Source organism: Hymenobacter lapidarius, assembly GCF_001816145.1.
Classification (GTDB): Bacteria; Bacteroidota; Bacteroidia; order Cytophagales; family Hymenobacteraceae; genus Hymenobacter; species Hymenobacter lapidarius.
On sequence record NZ_MDZB01000097.1, the window covers coordinates 1 to 16,565 of the forward strand.

14 protein-coding genes are annotated in these 16,565 nt (G+C 63.1%); 9 read left to right on the top strand and 5 right to left on the bottom strand.

Annotated elements, in window-relative coordinates; translation table 11 throughout:
• The first annotated feature begins 198 nt into the window (after positions 1–198).
• Positions 199–1,224 carry a glycosyltransferase family protein gene (locus BEN47_RS08010; RefSeq protein WP_070727025.1) on the top strand — a complete coding sequence of 342 codons (1,026 nt, stop codon included), beginning with the start codon at positions 199–201 and terminating at the stop codon, positions 1,222–1,224.
• Positions 1,225–1,443: 219 nt separating this feature from the next.
• Positions 1,444–2,922, top strand: a complete 1,479-nt coding sequence (locus BEN47_RS08015; RefSeq protein WP_083322247.1) for a GH1 family beta-glucosidase — start codon at positions 1,444–1,446, stop codon at positions 2,920–2,922.
• Positions 2,923–2,944: 22 nt separating this feature from the next.
• Here BEN47_RS08015 and BEN47_RS08020 read toward each other — a convergent pair whose 3' ends face one another.
• Positions 2,945–3,577 (bottom strand): hypothetical protein, encoded by a 633-nt coding sequence (locus tag BEN47_RS08020; RefSeq protein ID WP_125921576.1) that lies wholly within the window; start codon positions 3,575–3,577, stop codon positions 2,945–2,947.
• Between the two features lie 303 nt (positions 3,578–3,880).
• Complete coding sequence (locus BEN47_RS08025) at positions 3,881–4,354, bottom strand: hypothetical protein (RefSeq protein WP_070727029.1); 474 nt, start codon at positions 4,352–4,354, stop codon at positions 3,881–3,883.
• 352 nt (positions 4,355–4,706) lie between these two features.
• Here BEN47_RS08025 and BEN47_RS08030 point away from each other — a divergent pair, with 352 nt between their 5' ends.
• From BEN47_RS08030 to BEN47_RS08055, 6 genes are all read left to right on the top strand, one after another.
• Complete coding sequence (locus BEN47_RS08030; protein WP_070727031.1) at positions 4,707–5,156, top strand: hypothetical protein; 450 nt, start codon at positions 4,707–4,709, stop codon at positions 5,154–5,156.
• Positions 5,157–5,391: 235 nt separating this feature from the next.
• Complete coding sequence (locus BEN47_RS08035; protein WP_070727033.1) at positions 5,392–7,569, top strand: tetratricopeptide repeat protein; 2,178 nt, start codon at positions 5,392–5,394, stop codon at positions 7,567–7,569.
• Positions 7,570–7,888: 319 nt separating this feature from the next.
• Positions 7,889–8,860 carry a YitT family protein gene (locus tag BEN47_RS08040; protein ID WP_083322248.1) on the top strand — a complete coding sequence of 324 codons (972 nt, stop codon included), beginning with the start codon at positions 7,889–7,891 and terminating at the stop codon, positions 8,858–8,860.
• Positions 8,861–8,929: 69 nt separating this feature from the next.
• The gene (locus tag BEN47_RS08045; RefSeq protein ID WP_070727035.1) at positions 8,930–12,145 is read left to right on the top strand and encodes a cyclic nucleotide-binding domain-containing protein; all 3,216 of its coding nucleotides are present in this window, start codon (positions 8,930–8,932) and stop codon (positions 12,143–12,145) included.
• Between the two features lie 67 nt (positions 12,146–12,212).
• Positions 12,213–13,124, top strand: a complete 912-nt coding sequence (locus BEN47_RS08050; protein ID WP_070727036.1) for a LysR substrate-binding domain-containing protein — start codon at positions 12,213–12,215, stop codon at positions 13,122–13,124.
• 88 nt (positions 13,125–13,212) lie between these two features.
• Positions 13,213–14,295 (top strand): YeiH family protein, encoded by a 1,083-nt coding sequence (locus BEN47_RS08055; RefSeq protein WP_083322249.1) that lies wholly within the window; start codon positions 13,213–13,215, stop codon positions 14,293–14,295.
• 240 nt (positions 14,296–14,535) lie between these two features.
• Here the strand turns inward: BEN47_RS08055 and BEN47_RS08060 are convergent, their stop codons facing one another.
• Entirely contained in the window at positions 14,536–15,150 is a 615-nt protein-coding gene (locus BEN47_RS08060) for a TIGR04282 family arsenosugar biosynthesis glycosyltransferase (protein ID WP_070727038.1), read from the bottom strand.
• Here BEN47_RS08060 and BEN47_RS22460 point away from each other — a divergent pair.
• Complete coding sequence (locus BEN47_RS22460; RefSeq protein ID WP_262490388.1) at positions 15,149–15,283, top strand: hypothetical protein; 135 nt, start codon at positions 15,149–15,151, stop codon at positions 15,281–15,283. The two genes, BEN47_RS08060 and BEN47_RS22460, sit on opposite strands and share 2 nt — an antisense overlap.
• Positions 15,284–15,486: 203 nt before the next feature.
• Here BEN47_RS22460 and BEN47_RS08065 read toward each other — a convergent pair whose 3' ends face one another.
• A complete protein-coding gene (locus BEN47_RS08065; RefSeq protein ID WP_083322250.1) occupies positions 15,487–16,122 on the bottom strand; it encodes a helix-turn-helix domain-containing protein in 636 nt (211 codons plus the stop codon).
• The gene (locus tag BEN47_RS08070; RefSeq protein ID WP_070727040.1) at positions 16,122–16,499 is read right to left on the bottom strand and encodes a cupredoxin domain-containing protein; all 378 of its coding nucleotides are present in this window, start codon (positions 16,497–16,499) and stop codon (positions 16,122–16,124) included. Before BEN47_RS08070 ends, BEN47_RS08065 begins: the two co-directional genes overlap by 1 nt.
• Positions 16,500–16,565 lie beyond the last annotated feature (66 nt).

The following is a 16,565-nucleotide window of genomic DNA, read 5'->3' on the forward strand; positions in this document are numbered from 1 at the left end:
TGGGCGGGGCGGGGCACACCATTCGGCCACGCCGGTCACCGGGCCCGGGGCGGGGCAGCCCTGACGCTCCCGACGCGGCCGAGGAGCAGGCCAACGCCAACCCGGCGGCCCTGCTGGAAGGGCTGTTGGCCGAATTTAAGCTCGGGTAAGCTGCCCACGGCCTCCGCATTGCCGTAGAAGGCATTTTACAGTTCCCTCATGTCCCGCATACTCTACGCCATCCAAGGCACCGGAAACGGCCACCTGGCCCGCGCCCTCGACGTGGTGCCCCTGCTGCAAGCCCGGTGCGAGCACCTCGAAATTCTGGTCAGTGGCCCGCCGGCCGACCTGCCGGTTCCGTTTCAGGTGCAGCACCGCGCCCGCGGCATGGGCTTTCTGTTCGGCAAGCGGGGCGGCATCGACTTCGTTAAGACCTTTTTGCAGTTCAACTCCGCCAAGTTTTTGCACGAGGTGCGCCACCTGCCCGTCAGGGATTACGATTTGGTCATCAGCGACTTTGAGCCGGTGTCGAGCTGGGCCTGCAAGTTGCGCGAAGTACCGTGCGTGGCCCTGAGCCACCAAAGCGCCGTGCTGCACCTGCGGGCGCCCCGGCCCGACCAGGAAGACCCCGCGGGCCGGGCCGTACTCAAACATTATGCCCCCAGCACGGCGCAGTACGGCTTTCATTTTCAGGCCTATGCGCCGGGCATTTTCACGCCCGTTATCCGGCAGCAGGTGCGCGAACTGAGCCCCGCCAACGAAGGCCACTACACGGTGTACCTGCCCGCGTTTGAGGAGCAGTTTCTGGTGGAGCGGCTGCAGTACCTGAGCCGTTCGGTTCGGTGGGAGGTGTTCAGCAAGCACAGCACCAAGGCCACCACCTACGGCAACGTGGCCGTGCAGCCAGTGAACGGCCCAGCCTTTCTCGACAGCATGGCCCGCTCGGCAGGCGTGCTGTGCGGCGCCGGTTTCGAAACCCCCGCCGAGGCCCTGTTTTTGGGTAAAAAGCTGCTGGCAATGCCCATGAAACAGCAATACGAGCAGCAGTGCAACGCGGCGGCGCTGGCCAGCATGGGCGTGCCTATCATCAAGAACCTCAAAGATAAAAACCTGGACAAAGTGGACCAGTGGCTGCACCGGGACGAAACCGTGCCCGTAAACTATCCCGACCAGACCGGCGCCGTGATTGACCAGCTGCTCCGGGAACAGCTGCAGGGTGCCCGCAAAGGGGGCGTCAAGTTGTGAGCCATTAGCCATTAGCCATTAGCTTTTAGCTGATAGCTGATAGCTTTTTCTTCGAATTGTTGTGGCTCACTCAATGTACAGTCAACTCAAACCGAGTACTTATCCAGATGACAGCACCGGAGTAATTAATTCGGCGGAGCATAATCTAACAGTAGGGATGCTGCAACTGTGTTCTTCCGAACGTGCCAATAATCCTTTAGCTACTTCCGCGCCCCGCGCATGACCACACTACCGCCCCGCTTTGAGGAGCCGCTGCCCCCGGCCTTTTACCCGACTTCGGCGCCGTTGCCGTTTTCTCGCGCCGACTTTGGGCCGGATTTCCACTGGGGTGCCGCCGCCGCCGCCTACCAAACCGAAGGCGCGTGGCAACAGCAGGGCAAGGGGCCCAGCATTTGGGACGATTTTACGCGCCGCAAGGGCACCATCCGTCGCAACGAGCACGGGCGCGTAGCCGCCGACTTTTACAACCGCTTCGAAAGCGACCTGGACCTGGCGCAGGGGCTGGGCCTCACGGATTTCCGCTTCTCCGCCGCCTGGGCACGGGTGCTGCCCGAGGGCGTGGGCACCGTGAATCCGCCCGGCCTCGACTACTACGACCGGCTGGTGGATGCCTGCCTGGAGCGCGACCTGAACCCTTGGCTGACGCTCTACCACTGGGACTTGCCCAGCGCCCTGCAGGCGCGCGGCGGCTGGACCAACCGCAACATCGTGGGCTGGTTTGCGGACTATGCCCAGGCCATGGCCCACCGCCTCGGCGACCGGGTGCCGCACTGGGTGGTGCTCAACGAGCCCATGGCGTTTGTGGGGGCGGGGCATTTGCTGGGCGTGCACGCGCCCGGCCGCCGGCACCTGGGGGCTTTTCTGGCGGCCGCGCACCACGCCACGCTGGCTCAGGCCGAGGGCGGCCGCGCCCTGCGTGCGCTACTGCCCAGCACAGCCCAGGTGGGCACCACCTTTTCCTGCTCCTACCTCACGCCGCACCGCCCCGGCCACGCTAACGACGCCGCCGCCACCCGCCGCGCCGATGCCATCCTAAACCGCTTTTTTGTGGAGCCCGCCCTGGGCCTGGGCTACCCACTGGCCGAGATGCCAGCGCTGCGCTGGCTGCTGGAACGCTACCAAAAACCCGGTGACGACCAGCGCATGCGGTTCGATTTCGACTTCTGGGGTGTGCAGAACTATACCCGCGAAGTGGTGAAGTTCTCGCCCTGGCTGCCGTTGCAGTGGGCCACGCTGGTGCCGGCCAAGCAGCGCGGCGTGCCTTGCACCGACATGGGCTGGGAGGTGTTTCCTGAGTCGCTTTACCAAATGTTAAAACAGTTTTCAGCTTATCCAAATGCGCCAACCTTGCTGGTAACTGAAAGTGGCTCAGCGTTCCCAGATGTGTCAACGGGCGGTCGGGTGCACGACCCGGCCCGGCGGGCCTACCTACAGGCGGCTATCGGGCAGGTGCTGCGGGCCCGGCGGGAAGGCCTTGACGTAGGCGGTTATTTCGCCTGGAGCCTCACCGACAATTTCGAATGGGCCGAGGGCTACGGCCCTCGTTTCGGGCTCATTCACATCGACTACGACACACAAGAGCGGACTGTCAAGGACTCGGGCCTGTGGTACCGGGATTTTTTGGGTGGGCAAGCGGTGACGGAGCAAGGCAATGCAGCAAGCTCTGAACCGCAGACCTGGCCGCTCCGCTCTGTCTGACAGTGTGCCCGGCCACGCCGTCTCAGCGCAGCAAGTCACGGCAATTCATGAATTTCTCAATGAGCTGTTCCGGGTGCTGCTCATCGAACTCGCCGAAGCCCAGCAGCAGCGCCGGAGCCGGCTGCAGAAACTGCATGGCGTCTTTCACGGCTTCCAGGTACCAGCTCAGGCGCTCCCGGTCGGTGCCGGCCGCCGCAACTTCGGCGTCCCAGCGCAGGGCTGCCGGGGCTTTGCGCACCAGAAAGGGGATGACGAAAGGGACGTAGCGGCTGAAAATGGGGTTTTCGGCGTGGGTTAACCGGACGTCGGGCCACACGTTGTACTCGGCGAATGAGGCGGGCGGCACCACCAGAAAAGACGTTTTCTCCAGTGTCATTTCGCCGAACATTTCGATGCGGCTGGGCTGCGCGTAGAACTGCGCAAAAGCCGTGTACCACACCGACACCCCGGCCGGATTGAGTAGCTGATACGGATGGAAGGAACTGGCGATGCTAAACCCGCCGTGCGCGCCAACCACGAGCTTGTACAACTCACCAAACTTGTCAAAGTCAGTGGATTGCTGATAAGGAGTGGTAGTGAGGCCGTAGAGGTAAAAGCTGGCGAAATCGTTTGGCGTTGGGCCGGTGGGGGCGGCAGGGGTAGTGGTGTCAGACACGTGGGACGGCTTTTGGGGCAGGGGATTCAACCGGAAACAGGTTTTCAGTATGCAAACCTATTTCCGGCTGGCTGAAAAACCGTTGTTGCGGCCGGCTCGGCTACCCCTTAGCTCGTGCTTAGGGCTTGCCCGAGGTGCTTTCTACAGCCTGGCGGCCCGCCGCCGATGGCTGCTCCCCGCGGCGAAACGACCCAGCGCGTCTGCATTGCACAGGAGTGGCCTGCGCCACGCTCGGGGGCCACTCAAGTCCATCTTACGCTGCTTTCTGAACTTAATATATGGCGAAAGCGAACCGAATACGGACTAGGGCTGCGGCACTAGCTTCACGCCGGTGTACAGCTGCGGATTGCCCACCGAGGCCATGGGCTCGATGCGCATGCGCTTGTCGAACTCGCTGACGTTGGCCAGCTTGAGCAGGGTTTTGTAGTCGCGGGTGAGGCCCGATTTGGTTTTGATGAAGTAGCTGTTGACGTGCAGGCTCTCAGGGTTGTAGCTCACAACGAGGGCGGTGGTGTCGTGCCAGTAGGTTTTGCTGGCCTCTGTGCCGCCACCGCTGAGCATTTCGCGCGGGGTGCGGTCCTGGTCGAAGCGGATGTCCTGGCCGGTGAGGGGCTGCACTATTTGGGTGGCGTTCATGCCCAGCAGGGCCGGCACGTCGAAGGCGCGGTCCACCTGGCGGGCCTTGGTCTCGGCGGGAGATTCGGAAGCGAGCTGGTCGGAAGCCGCACAGCTAAACAGGAAGGCAAGCGGAAGTAAATAGGCGTGACGCATGAGCATGGCGGGCTGAAGTGAACAGGAATGCTACGCAGTCGCCGCTAAAACGGTTCAGCTTCGCAATCCAGCATCCAAACTTACCTATATATTTTCATACTACGGCCGCGCATTGCGAATGCAGGCGTTGAGATGGCTATCCCCCGTTGGCGCGGCCGGGCGTACGGGTACCTCCCGGCAGCTTATGGCAGCCGCTAAGCTCCAGTATGTAGCTGCTTGTATGCAGCCATCGCACCGGGCCGCCGCGGTCAACCCAAATAGCAACTGCCAGACGTCATTATTAAGGTAACACTTTGTCGTTATTGAATATAATAAACTATATTTATAAATATAAAGTCACTTTCAAGCCTGCCTCGTTATGGAACAAGAGCCAATTGTCATGGAAATTGGGGTGTTGCCCGCCGATTGGGAAGAAACGGTGGACTATTATTCCCAGATTCTGAACCTGCCACCGGATTACATCACGGAGGCCAAAGTCCTGTTTCACACAAGCGAATACGACCTGTACCTCATCAATCTGGGTTCGAAACACGCCAGTCTTATTGCGGAAAAATTTCCACCTACCTACTTTCGTGTGCGCGACTTGGGAATGGTGGAAACCATTTACCAGAACGTGCTGAAGAAAATACCCGGCGCCGGTCAGTTTCAGAAGAAAACCACCATCCTTGCTTACCCCTTTCCGGCCGCTGCAACGTCGGAATCAGAGGCTCGTACAATTACCATGGCGAGCGTGGTGATTAAGCCGAAAAGTGAGTGCAAAGCCCAGGTTGAGATGACGTTGGGTGTTATTCACAACCCTCCCTATTAAGTGCTGATTCATAAGCTTTTTTGCTCTACGACAAGTAATAGTGGCAAACGCATTGAAGATTTAATTCGGAACAGACATTTGATTACCAGGCTTGTACTGAGGGTGGGGGCAGGCTGCTGAAGAAAGAACGCTGGCTGGTGCCCAACGCGTGAGTTGGAAAACCAGCCAGCCCTCCCCAGCCTGGCAGCTGTCTGGCCTATCCATCCCGAGTACTTGCTTAACTCAACCCTCCAACATGCGAGCGTATGCCTTTCTGTTGGTCCTGCACGCCGCTTGGTTGGTGCTGCCAGCGCAAGCCCAGCCGGCCCGCGACGATAGTTTGCGGGCGCTGCTGCGGGCCCAGCCGCGGCTGGATACCACGCGGGTGCGGCGCCTGCTGGCCCTGGCCACCGAGCTGCGCGTGAAGGATGTGACGCAGGCCACCACCCTGGCGCAACAGGCCCTGCGCCTGGCCCAGCGCATAGATGACCCCGCCGGCGAAGGCGAGGCCCTGCTGCTGGCCAGTATGCTGTACCGGCGGCAAAACCAGTTCGACCGCGCCCGGGAGTATGCGCAGCGGGCCCAGCGCCTGTGCACCCGGCGCGGCGACCTCAGTGGGCAAGCCCGGGCCTGGTTGCAGCTGAGTTTGGTTCATATGCTGCAGGGCAACCCCACGCCGGCCCTGCAGGCAGCGTTGCACGGCCTGCCGCTGGCCGAAAAGTCCGGCGACATCGTCACCCTCACGCGGCTGCAAGCCAACCTGGGAGATATTTACCACCTCACGGGCAGCTACGACGAAGCCGTGCCGGTGCTGCGCGCCGTGCTGCGCAGCGCCCGCCGCACCGGCGACCGGCAAGTGACGCTCACCGCCCTCAACGGCCTCGGCAACACGTTCCAGATGCTCAAACAGTGGCCCCAGGCGCTTGCATACTATCAGCGGGCCCTGCGGCTGAGCCAGGAGCTGGGCGACACATCGGGGGAGGCCGGCAACGAAACCAGCCTGGCCGAGGTGTACGGCCTGCTGGGCAACCGCACCGAGGCGCTGGCGCACGGCCTGCGGGCCCGGCAGCTGGTGCGCCAAACCCGCGACGACTACAACCTGCCCTTGGTGGAGCTGATGCTGGCCCGGGCCTACCTGCTGGACCAGCAGCCCGACAGTGCGCTGGCGCTGGCCCACCACGGCCTGGCCCTGAGCCGGCAGGCGCACACCAACGACAACATTCGGAAAGCCACCGACATATTGGCGGACGCCTACGCCCAGAGCGGCAATTTTGAGGAGGCCTACCGCTACCGCAACCTGCACATGGCCTACACCGATACGCTCTCGGGCGAGGATACCAAGCGGCGCAGCAGCGCCCTGCGCTACGGCTACGAGCTGGACAAAAAGCAGGTGCAGATAGACCTGCTCACCAAGACGCGGCAGCTGCAGGCCCAGAAGGCCGCCCGCCAGCGCCTGCAGCTCCACGGCCTGCTGGCCGGGCTGGTAGGGGTAGTGCTGGTGGTGGGGCTGCTGCTCCGCAACATTTTCCTGAAGCTGCGCGCCAACCGCTACCTCAATGATAAGAACGTGGAAATTGCCGCCCACCGCGACACCCTCGACCGCACCCTGACCGAATTGCAAACCACGCAGGCCCAGCTGGTGCAGCGCGAAAAAATGGCCAGCCTGGGCGAGCTCACGGCCGGGGTGGCCCACGAAATTCAGAACCCGCTCAACTTCGTCACCAACTTCTCTGACCTGAGCGTGGAGCTGGTGGACGAGCTGGAGTACGAACTGGCCAAGGAGCACCTCAGCACCGCCGGCCGGCAAACCCTCGACCAGCTTCTGCAGGAGCTCTCCCAAAACCAGCAAAAAATTCACGAGCACGGGCACCGTGCCGACCTCATTGTGAAGCGCATGCTGGAGCACTCCCGCGGCAGCAGCGGCGAGCGCGAGGCCACCGACCTCAACGTCCTGGCCGAGGAATGCCTGCGGCTGGCCTACCACGGCTGGCGCGCCAAAAACCAGGGCTTCAACGCCACCCTCACTACCGTGCTGGACCCCGCCCTGCCGCCCGCCCACGTGGTGCCCCAGGACCTGAGCCGGGTGCTGCTCAACTTGCTGACCAACGCTTTTTATGCCGTGGCCGAAAAAAGCGCCCAAGCCGGTGCCGGCTACCAGCCCGAGGTGCAGGTGCGCACCAGCTATACTCACGGCGCTGTGCTGGTGCAGGTGCGCGACAACGGCAACGGCATTGCGAGTGCCGTGCGCGACAAAATCTTTCAGCCGTTTTTCACCACCAAGCCCACCGGGGAAGGCACGGGGCTGGGCCTGTCCCTGAGCTACGACGTGGTAACCAAGGGGCACGGCGGCACGATGTCGGTAGAAAGTCGGGAAGGAGAGTACACCGAATTCACCGTTTCCCTGCCCGTGACGGTGCAAGAAGCCGTGTTTTAAATCAGAACAATTCAGATATTTTATTAAATTAATTCTATATCTTTAACGAACTCACCGGTCTGCTTTTGTGGGTGCGCCGGCGCCCTTTTGGGCAATGAGCTGCTGTGCCGTTGGGTGGGCCTGCGCCTACCGGAAGCGGCGTACGGAAAAGGCCGCGCCCCCTGCCCAGGAGCGGGAGGGCGCCTGCCTGGGAACTGTGGTGCCGGCTGGAATAGCCGGCAATGATGTGTGGGTTTCGAAAAAAGCAGGTTGCCGGGCTGGCAACCAGTGCACACGCCGGAATCCGTTTGGTGGCTGCTTACGGTTTTTTTCGGCTCCGATGTTATTCGACCAACTCATTCCTCCAAGCTTCCGCACCCGGAAAGCTTCCCTGCCGGCTGCGGCTCCGGTTGTGGCCGATGCCGCCGCACCGGGAGCCCTGGGGCAGGCGGCGCGGCAGTGGGTGCGCCCCGTGCTGCAGGCGCTGCTGCTGGCGGCCGGTGTGTTTTCTGCCGCGCTGGGCCTGAAGGGGTTTCTGCTGCCCAACGGCTTCATCGACGGCGGCGTTACGGGCATTTCGCTGCTCATCAGCCAGCTCACGGGGGTGTCGCTTTCGGTGCTGATTATCGTCATCAACATTCCGTTCATCGTCCTCGGCCACTACCACCTGGGCCGCAAATTCGCGCTCAAGACCCTGGGCACCATTCTGGCGCTTTCGGGCGCCTTGCTGGTGGTCACCTTCCCAGTTCTCACCCAGGACAAGCTCCTCATTGCCGTGTTCGGCGGGTTTTTTCTGGGCGCGGGCATTGGCCTGGCCATGCGGGGCGGCGGCGTGCTGGACGGCACCGAAATTCTTGCGCTGTACCTGAGCCGGAAGCTGCCCGTTTCGATTGGTGATATTGTGTTGATTATTAACATTATTATCTTCGGTGTGGCCGCCTGGCTGCTCTCCATCGAAACGGCCCTGTACTCCATACTGGCGTATTTGTCGGCGGCCAAAACCGTTGATTTTATCCTGGTGGGCATCGAAGAATACACCGGTCTGACGGTCATCTCCTTCCACAGCACCGAAATCCGGCGCATGATTACCGAGCAGCTCCACCGCGGGGCCACCGTGTACGAGTGCACACAGGGCTATGGCTCGCACGGGCACCAGCACCTGAAAGTAGAGGCCGTGTTCACGGTGGTGACCCGGCTGGAAGTGGTGGGCCTCACCGACGAGATTCATAAAATTGACCCGCACGCTTTTGTGGTGACGCACAGCGTGAGCGACATGAAAGGCGGCTTGATAAAAAAGCGCGCCTTGCACTAACGCCGCGCGGCCCGCCCGCCACCCGCCAGGTCGCCGGATGCGGCGGCCTGCCTACCAAGTAGCAGCATCATGGACAAGTGGTTTCGATTTCTGGGAGTGCGGCCGCGGGAAACCAAAACGGTCTGGCTGTTTTTCGTGCACCACTTTCTGCTGGGCATTGGCACCATGCTCGTGTACGTGGCCGCCCACGTGCTGCTGCTGGCCGAAAAACCCCAGCGCAACCTGCCGCTGGCCTACTGCATCAGCGCGCTGGCCATGCTGGCCGTGGGCCGGGCCTACGCTCACTGCCAGCACCGCCTCCTGCTGCGCAAACTGGCTACGCGGGCGCTGCTGGTGGCTGCGGTGGTGGCTGCGGTGCTGGGTTTGCTGCTGCTCCGGGCGCCTTCGGTGGCCAGCGCCGTGGCCATCATGACGGGCTACCGCCTCATTTACCTGCTTACCAACCTTGAGTTTTGGGGTATGTCGGCGGTGGTGTTCAACGTGCGGCAAGGGCGCCGGCTGTTCAGCATCATTGGCGCCGGCGACATGCCGGCCAAGGCCCTGGGCGCTGTAATTGCCGTGTTTGTGCACGCCAACAGCGCCCTGGTGATGCTGCTGCTCACGGCGACCGTGGCCTACGGGCTGGCGTTGCTGGTGCAGCGGCTCACTTTCCGGGCGCAACGGGTGGGCGGCCGCCTCCAAACGCGGCTGGTGCAGGCGCCCGTCGGCCAGTTTACTTTTTGGCACAGCCTGCTGGGTAGTAGCCCGTTGGTGCGCAGCATGGGCCTGAGCATCATGGCCATAGCCACGGTGGCGGTAGGGGTAGAGTACCTGTTTTTTATGCAGGTGAAGTATAAATTGCAGGAACAAGCCACCATGCTGGAGTATGTGGGTGGGCTTTTGGCAATCACCTATTTGCTGGCCATGGTCTTTAAGCTGGGGTTCTCCCGGTACGGGCTCGACCGCTTGGGTGTGCACCGGACCCTGGCCGTGCTACCGCTCCTGGCCTTGGGCGGACTGCTGGTTTTTGGCGGGCTGCGCCTGGCGGGCGCCGGCCCGGCCGTGGTCATGGCTTATTTCGGCGGCTTGGTTTTGGTGCTGGAGGTGCTGCGCCGGGCCGTGTTGGAGCCCCTGTTTCTGGTGTTGTTTCAGCCCATGGCCACGCCGGAGCGGCTGCAGGGCTACGCCGTGGTGAAAGGCTTCTACGAGCCGTTGGGCCTGGGCCTGGGCGGGGCCTTGCTGCTGGCGCTGCACCAGGCGCCCGACCTCAACCAATGGGTGCCGTTTCTGTGGATGGGGGCTTTTTTGATTGGCGCAGCTGTGCTGCTGCAGCGTGCCTACTTTCATTACATCAACGAGTTGAAGTGTGCGCTGGGGCTGCGGATTGCCCTGGAGCCGTCGCAGGAGGCCACCACTGGCAGGCCGTGCATGGCCCGTGCCAGTCTTTTCCGCACCAACCACCGCGAGGCCATTCAGGCCATCGACTACCTGAAAAAAGCCGAATCCACCGCCTTGGTGCACCACGCCGAAGACCTGCTGAAGCACGCCGACAGCCGGGTGCGCAACCGCGTGCTCAGCCTACTAGGCCACCACGCCGACGTGACGCTCCTGCGGCGCCTGGCCCTGGACGACCCCGACGCCACGGTGCGGGAAATGGCCAGCCGCCTGGCCTGCCACCACCCCGGACCCGCCGCCGAAGACCTGCTGGCGCACCCGGACCTGGCGGTGCGCCGAGGCGCTATTCGGGGCCGGTTGGAGCTGGCCCCCGCCCATGCCGGTGCCCTGGCCAGCCTCGCGGCCATTGCCGAGGCCCCCGAAAACGGGGCGCGCCTAGCCGCCCTGAGCCTGCTGGACCTGCTGGACCCTGCCAGCCAGGTTACCGTGCTGACGGCCAGTTTTCACAGCGCCGACTGCGCCGTGGTGCACCTGGCCGTGCAGGCCGCCGCCGCTGCCCCCAGCACCGGCCTGCTGGCGCTCCTTATGGCGTTGCTACGGGAGAAAGCCACGCAGCAGGCCGCGAGTGCCTGCCTGGCCAAAGCCGGGGAAGCTGCGTTGCCCAGCCTCAAGGCCGCGCTGGCCCAGGAGCCCGACGGGCGCTATCTGCAGGCCCTGGCCCAGGTGTGCACGCGCCTGGCCACCCCCGCCGCCCGGCAGGTTCTGGTGGAAGTGGTGCAGGGACCCAGGCTGAGCGCGCGGGCCGCGGCCCTGCGCGCGCTGAGCGGCTACGCCACCCTGTGGGCCGAAAAGCCCATTTTCCAGCGGCTGGTGGAAGTAGAAATGCGGCTGGCGCAACAGCTGGTGCACGGCATGGCCACCGCCACCACCGAGCTGCGCCAGGCCCTGCACTACGAGCTGCGCAGGAGCCAGCAGCGCATTTTTGGCTTGCTGATGCAGTTGTATGAGCGCCAACCCATCATGGATGCACAGCGGGGTGTGGCCCATGCCACCGGCGAGCGGCAGGCCAGCGCGCTGGAAATTCTCGATAGCCTGATACCACGCCCCCTCTACCAGGGCCTGCAGGCCATGCTGGACGTGGGCCGGCTCTCCGAAAAAGTGCAGCGGTTCGACGACCTACTGGGCCCGATGGTGACCACCGAAGCCATTCAGACCACCATAGTGCGCCGCGGCACAGCCGCGTTTTCGGCCTGGACCGTGGCGGTGGCTCTGCGGCAGTGGCATCCGCAGCCCGCTACCGTGGCGTGCCTGCAGCCGCACCTGGAAGCCACCAATGCCCTTATTCAGGAGAGTGCCCTGCTGGTGCTGCGGCAGCTGCCCGTGCAGCGCCCTGCTGCCTACGACTGCCTGCAAGCCCTTCATCCCACCGTAACCGCCTTGCTCATGCCTTCCTCCGTCCCAACTTCCTCCGTCTCAGCCCGCGAGCGGGTGCTCATGCTCAAAGGCACCACGCTGTTCACCGAAACCTCCGAAAACGTGCTCGGTACCATCGTGCCCATCATGCGGGAAGTCAGTTTCCAGCCCGAGCAGGAAATCTTTGTGAAGGGAACCCTGGGCACTTCCCTGTTCATCGTGTGCGAGGGGGAGGTGGGCATCTTCGACGGCTCGCGGCAGCTCACGTCCTTTCATCGGGGCGACTTTTTCGGGGAGTTGTCCCTGCTTGATGCGGAGGCCCGGTCGGCCACTGCCGTGGCCCTGACCCCGGTGGTGGCCTTCCGCATCGACCAGGAAGATTTTTACGACGTGATGGAGGAATGCTCCGAAGTGGCCCGTAACATCATGCGGGTGCTCTGCCAGCGCCTGCGCCGGCAAAACGAGAAAATGCAGCCCGCCGTGTCCGCATCGGCTTAGCGGCTGCGGCAGGGCCGGGGCTGTTACAGTTTGGGCCGGGCACGGCCCCTCTCCTTACTTTGCGCCCATGTCCGACTTTCGATTGCAGGTGTTCGCGGCCGTGGCCCGGCACCTGAGCTTGACCAAGGCGGCGCAGGAGCTTTTCATCAGCCAGCCTGCCGTCACCAAGCACCTCCACGAGCTTGAAAAACAGCACGGACAGCGGCTGCTGGAACGCCGCGGCAACCGCATTGCCCTCACCGAGGCCGGCCGCCTGCTGCTGGCCCACGCCGGAGCGGTAGCCGCCTCCGCCCAGCAGCTCGACGACCAGCTCCTGGCCCTGCGCGACCCCGACGAGGCCGCCGGCCGCCTGCGCCTGGGCGCCAGCACCACCCTCAGCCAGTACGTGCTGCCCGGCCTGCTGCCGGCCTTCCAGGCCCGCTACCCCAACGTGCGCCTCACCCTGCTCAACGCCAACTCCGAACGCATAGCCGATGCCCTGCTGCGCAACGAACTGGACCTGGGCTTTGTGGAAGGCCGCACCAAAAGCCGCGACCTGCACTACGAACTTCTGCTGCCCGATGAGCTGGTGGCCGTGCGGCGCGCCCGCCCCCGCGGCATCCCGCCCGCCCCGCTCAGCCTGCCCGAGGCGCTGGCGCATCCGCTGGTGCTGCGGGAGCGCGGCTCGGGCACGCTGGAGGTGCTGGAATTTGCCTTGCGCGAACTCAAAATCAAGCTCAGTAGCCTGCAGGTGGCGTTTTATTTTGACAACACCGAAGCCATCAAGGCGTACCTGGAGGCTGCGCCCGGGGCGCTGGGCTTTGTTTCGCGCCGGGCGCTGGCCCGGGAGCTGGCGGCCGGGCTGCTCGAAATAGTGCCGGTGGAGGGCCTGCACCTGCCCCGGCAGTTCGAGGCCGTGTGGGTGCAGGGGCAGCCGCTGATACGCCCGGCCCAGCGCTTCCTGGCTTTTGCGCACACCCATTTTTACCCTGGCTCATAACCTGAGGTTATTTCAAATAACATTTTGAAACCATCCAGCCGGTAGGCTACCCCGTAATTTTGCAGCAAGTATTCCCACTTTCTGCCCCATGCCTCAGCCCCCGGTAGCCCCCGCCAAGCCCCGCCCCGCACGCCAGGTAGTGCTCGCCGGGGCCGACCGCGACGAAGCGGTAACGGCTGCGGCCCCGGCAACCGAGGCATTGGGGTTATGGCAGCTGTTTCACACGCGTCGGGTGCTGTGCGGGTATCCCTTTGCCCTGCGGGAAGTGGTATTTGGGCTGATTGTGATTTTCTGCCTTACACCCTGGGCCTCGCCGCCCGTGGCCCTCGCCCTGGGCCTGCTGCTGGCCCAGACGCTCGGCAACCCCTTCAGTGCCCAAACCAAGAAGGTGACGGCGAAGCTGCTGCAGTACTCCGTTATCGGGCTGGGCTTTGGCATGAACGCGCACGCCGCCGTGCAGGCCGGACGCGAGGGCCTGCTGTTCACGGTAGCCTCCATTGCCGGCACGCTGGTGTTGGGCTACCTGGTGGGCCGGTGGCTGGGCCTGGGCCGTCGCGTGGTGCACCTCATTTCGTGCGGCACCGCCATCTGCGGGGGCAGCGCAATTGCGGCTGTGGGCCCCGTGTTGCGGGCCAAAGACGAGGAGATGTCGGTGGCGCTGGGCACGGTGTTCGTGCTCAACGCCGTAGCACTCTTTGCTTTTCCTCCCATCGGCCACGCCCTGGCCATGACCCAGAACCAGTTTGGGCTGTGGTGCGCTATCGCCATTCACGACACCAGCTCGGTGGTAGGGGCCGCCGCCGCCTACGGCGACCAGGCCCTGCAGGTAGCCACCACCGTGAAGCTGGCCCGGGCCCTCTGGATAATTCCCGTCGCCATTGGTACGGCCCTCGTTTTCAAGCAGAAGGGGGTTAAAATCAAAATCCCCTACTTTATCCTGGGCTTTGTGGTGGCCATGCTCATCAACACCTTCGTGCCCGCCGCCCGGCCGCTGGGGCCGCTGATGGTGAGCCTGGCTAAAATAGGCCTCACCTTGACCTTGTTTCTGATAGGAGCGGGGCTGTCGATGCAGGTAGTAAAGTCGGTGGGCCCGCGGCCCTATCTGTTGGGAACGGTGCTCTGGCTGGTCATTTCAATGGCCTCGCTCTACGTCATTCTGCACACCGTATAAGCCGGGCTGTCAATAAGTGCTGTATGGCTATTTGTACGAGTAGAGACGCAACATTTTGCATCTCCTCGTTGAACGACTTGCATTCGCACCATCTGACGATTCCGTTCAACGACGAGACGCAAAATGTTGCGTCTCTACATCCGTGTAACAATCCGAAAACTTCGCTGGAGACCTCATTACACCGCGCTTCGCCGGGTGTTAATGGGGTGCCACGTCGCTCGCCGTTGCCAGCAGCTACGGCTATGAGGTTGCGGTGGAAGCGCGGCTCCGCCAAGCAGCCAGGTCATCGGCGTTATCCACGTCGGAGAGCACGGGCAACTGGGCTACTGTCAGGCCGAGCCGGGCCGCATCGGCCAGGGTAGTAGGCAGCACCGCGTCGGTGCTCCACTCTTTATTGCTAAAAAAATCCGGGATTAACGTGCGCATGCCCAGCAGGTAATAGCCCCCGTCGCGGGCGGGCCCTACTACTACATCGTGCGTTGCAAGGTGCTGAAAAGCAGCATCCAGATGCGCGGTGGTCAACTCGGGGCAGTCGGTGCCGATGATGACGGCCGCAGTGGCTCCGCCGCTAAAGGCCCTGGCGAAGGCGTGGTGCATCCGCTCGCCCAGGTCGCCGGCCGGTTGCGGGTGCTGCTCGTAGCCGGCCCACTTGCTGAAGGCAGAATCGGTGGGGGGCTCGTCGCCGGCCAGCCACAGGGTTTTGGTCGCGGAAACGCCATCTGCAGCCGTCCGCGTGTGGTGCAGCAGCTCCGTATATATGTGCAGGGCGGCCTCTGGCCCTTCGGTGCGCGCAAGGCGTGTTTTTACTTGCCCCAGCGCCGGGTGGCGGGCAAAAATAAGCAGTTGGTGAGCCATGAAGCAGGCAGAAGGTAATATGCCGATTGTGAATGGATGGGCTGCAGCCAGTTTTGGCTATGCTGAGCAAGCGGGCGGCAGCCAGGCAAAGGAAGCGGGTGCAGCAGCAGAAACAGAAAGCGCTACTAAATGAATAAGCAGAAACCGCTGCTTGACTGGGGCTGCTACCAGACAGCCCGCCGCCTGCGTAGTTACCGGCTTCTATCTGGTTAGCCCACCCCACATCAATGGGCCTTTTCTGAATATATCGTTAATCCCGCCGGGGCGTTCATTCATGGTCCGTAGCCTGAGGCAGCGTATGCAATCCAGCGCAATTCACCAACATAATAACGCAGGTCAAACCAACGAATCCAGGCTGCGGCGGGCGGGGGAGGCCGGGCCCAGCTTCTGAAACTCGGTAGGGGTGAGGCCGGTCACCTGCCGGAACTGCCGCGAGAGGTGCGCCGGGCTGCTGTAGCCCAGCTGCTGCGCCACTTCGGCCATGGGCAGCTCGCCGTAGCCAATCAGCTCCTTGGCCCGCTCCACTTTCTGGCGGATGGTGAATTTCTCAATCGTCAGGCGTTCGGAAGCGGAGAACAGGTGGGACAGATAATGATAGTCCTTCTCCAAGTGCTCAACCAGGTAATCGGAGTAGTTGAGCAGGCGCGGGCCGGGCGGGGGGTAGTGAATCAGGGCCACCAGCAGCGTTTTGATGCGTTCCACGAGCTGGTCGCGCGGGTCTTCCAGCAGCTCGAAGCCGGCAGCCTGCAGGCGGCTCCGAATGGCGGCCCAGTCGGGGGCCGCGCCGTCGGGCGTCGATACGTCGGCCTCGCCCAGGGCCACGCGGTGCACGTGCAGGCCCTGGGCCGCCAAGTCTTCGCCCACCACCCGGATGCATTGGGGGCAGACCATGTTCTTAATCAGCAGGCGGTGCCCGCCCGGCGGCGGCAGTACGTGGGCAACGCTGACGTCGGCTTTCCGGGGATGCGACATTATTTGACCACCAGGCTGCCGCGCAGCATGCCCATGCCGCAGGTGAACGTGAACGTGCCCGCCTTTTCGGGCAGCAGCTCCACTAGCGTTGTCTTGAAGGCCGGCAGGTCGCGGCGAATGCTGAAATCGGGCATCAGCAACTCTTCCGAACAGCTGTTTTCCTCGTCGCGGTAAAAGCTCAGCTGCACGGGCTTGCCGCGCTCCACTTCAATAATGTCGGGCGAGTAGCCGCCTTTCACCGTGATGTCCACCTCCTGCACGCCGCTGGATGAGGAAACGGCACTGGTCGTCTGGCGGGGCGAGAAGAAGAAGTACCACAGCACGAAGGCAGCCAGGCCCAGGCCGACGATGGTGACGATAATGGCGGTTGTATCCATTTTACTGAATTAAAAATGATGAATTATAAATTAAGAATTAGCCATGCGGCTCCCGAATAAAATGGC

Coding starts and splice junctions, on each gene's coding strand:
- BEN47_RS08040 (WP_083322248.1), top strand. CDS start 7,889: ATGTTATTCGACCAACTCATTCCTCCAAGCTTCCGCACCCGGAAAGCT.
- BEN47_RS08055 (WP_083322249.1), top strand. CDS start 13,213: ATGCCTCAGCCCCCGGTAGCCCCCGCCAAGCCCCGCCCCGCACGCCAG.
- BEN47_RS08050 (WP_070727036.1), top strand. CDS start 12,213: ATGTCCGACTTTCGATTGCAGGTGTTCGCGGCCGTGGCCCGGCACCTG.
- BEN47_RS08070 (WP_070727040.1), bottom strand. CDS start 16,499: ATGGATACAACCGCCATTATCGTCACCATCGTCGGCCTGGGCCTGGCT.
- BEN47_RS08035 (WP_070727033.1), top strand. CDS start 5,392: ATGCGAGCGTATGCCTTTCTGTTGGTCCTGCACGCCGCTTGGTTGGTG.
- BEN47_RS22460 (WP_262490388.1), top strand. CDS start 15,149: ATGAAGCAGGCAGAAGGTAATATGCCGATTGTGAATGGATGGGCTGCA.
- BEN47_RS08045 (WP_070727035.1), top strand. CDS start 8,930: ATGGACAAGTGGTTTCGATTTCTGGGAGTGCGGCCGCGGGAAACCAAA.
- BEN47_RS08015 (WP_083322247.1), top strand. CDS start 1,444: ATGACCACACTACCGCCCCGCTTTGAGGAGCCGCTGCCCCCGGCCTTT.
- BEN47_RS08060 (WP_070727038.1), bottom strand. CDS start 15,150: ATGGCTCACCAACTGCTTATTTTTGCCCGCCACCCGGCGCTGGGGCAA.
- BEN47_RS08030 (WP_070727031.1), top strand. CDS start 4,707: ATGGAACAAGAGCCAATTGTCATGGAAATTGGGGTGTTGCCCGCCGAT.
- BEN47_RS08065 (WP_083322250.1), bottom strand. CDS start 16,122: ATGTCGCATCCCCGGAAAGCCGACGTCAGCGTTGCCCACGTACTGCCG.
- BEN47_RS08025 (WP_070727029.1), bottom strand. CDS start 4,354: ATGCTCATGCGTCACGCCTATTTACTTCCGCTTGCCTTCCTGTTTAGC.
- BEN47_RS08010 (WP_070727025.1), top strand. CDS start 199: ATGTCCCGCATACTCTACGCCATCCAAGGCACCGGAAACGGCCACCTG.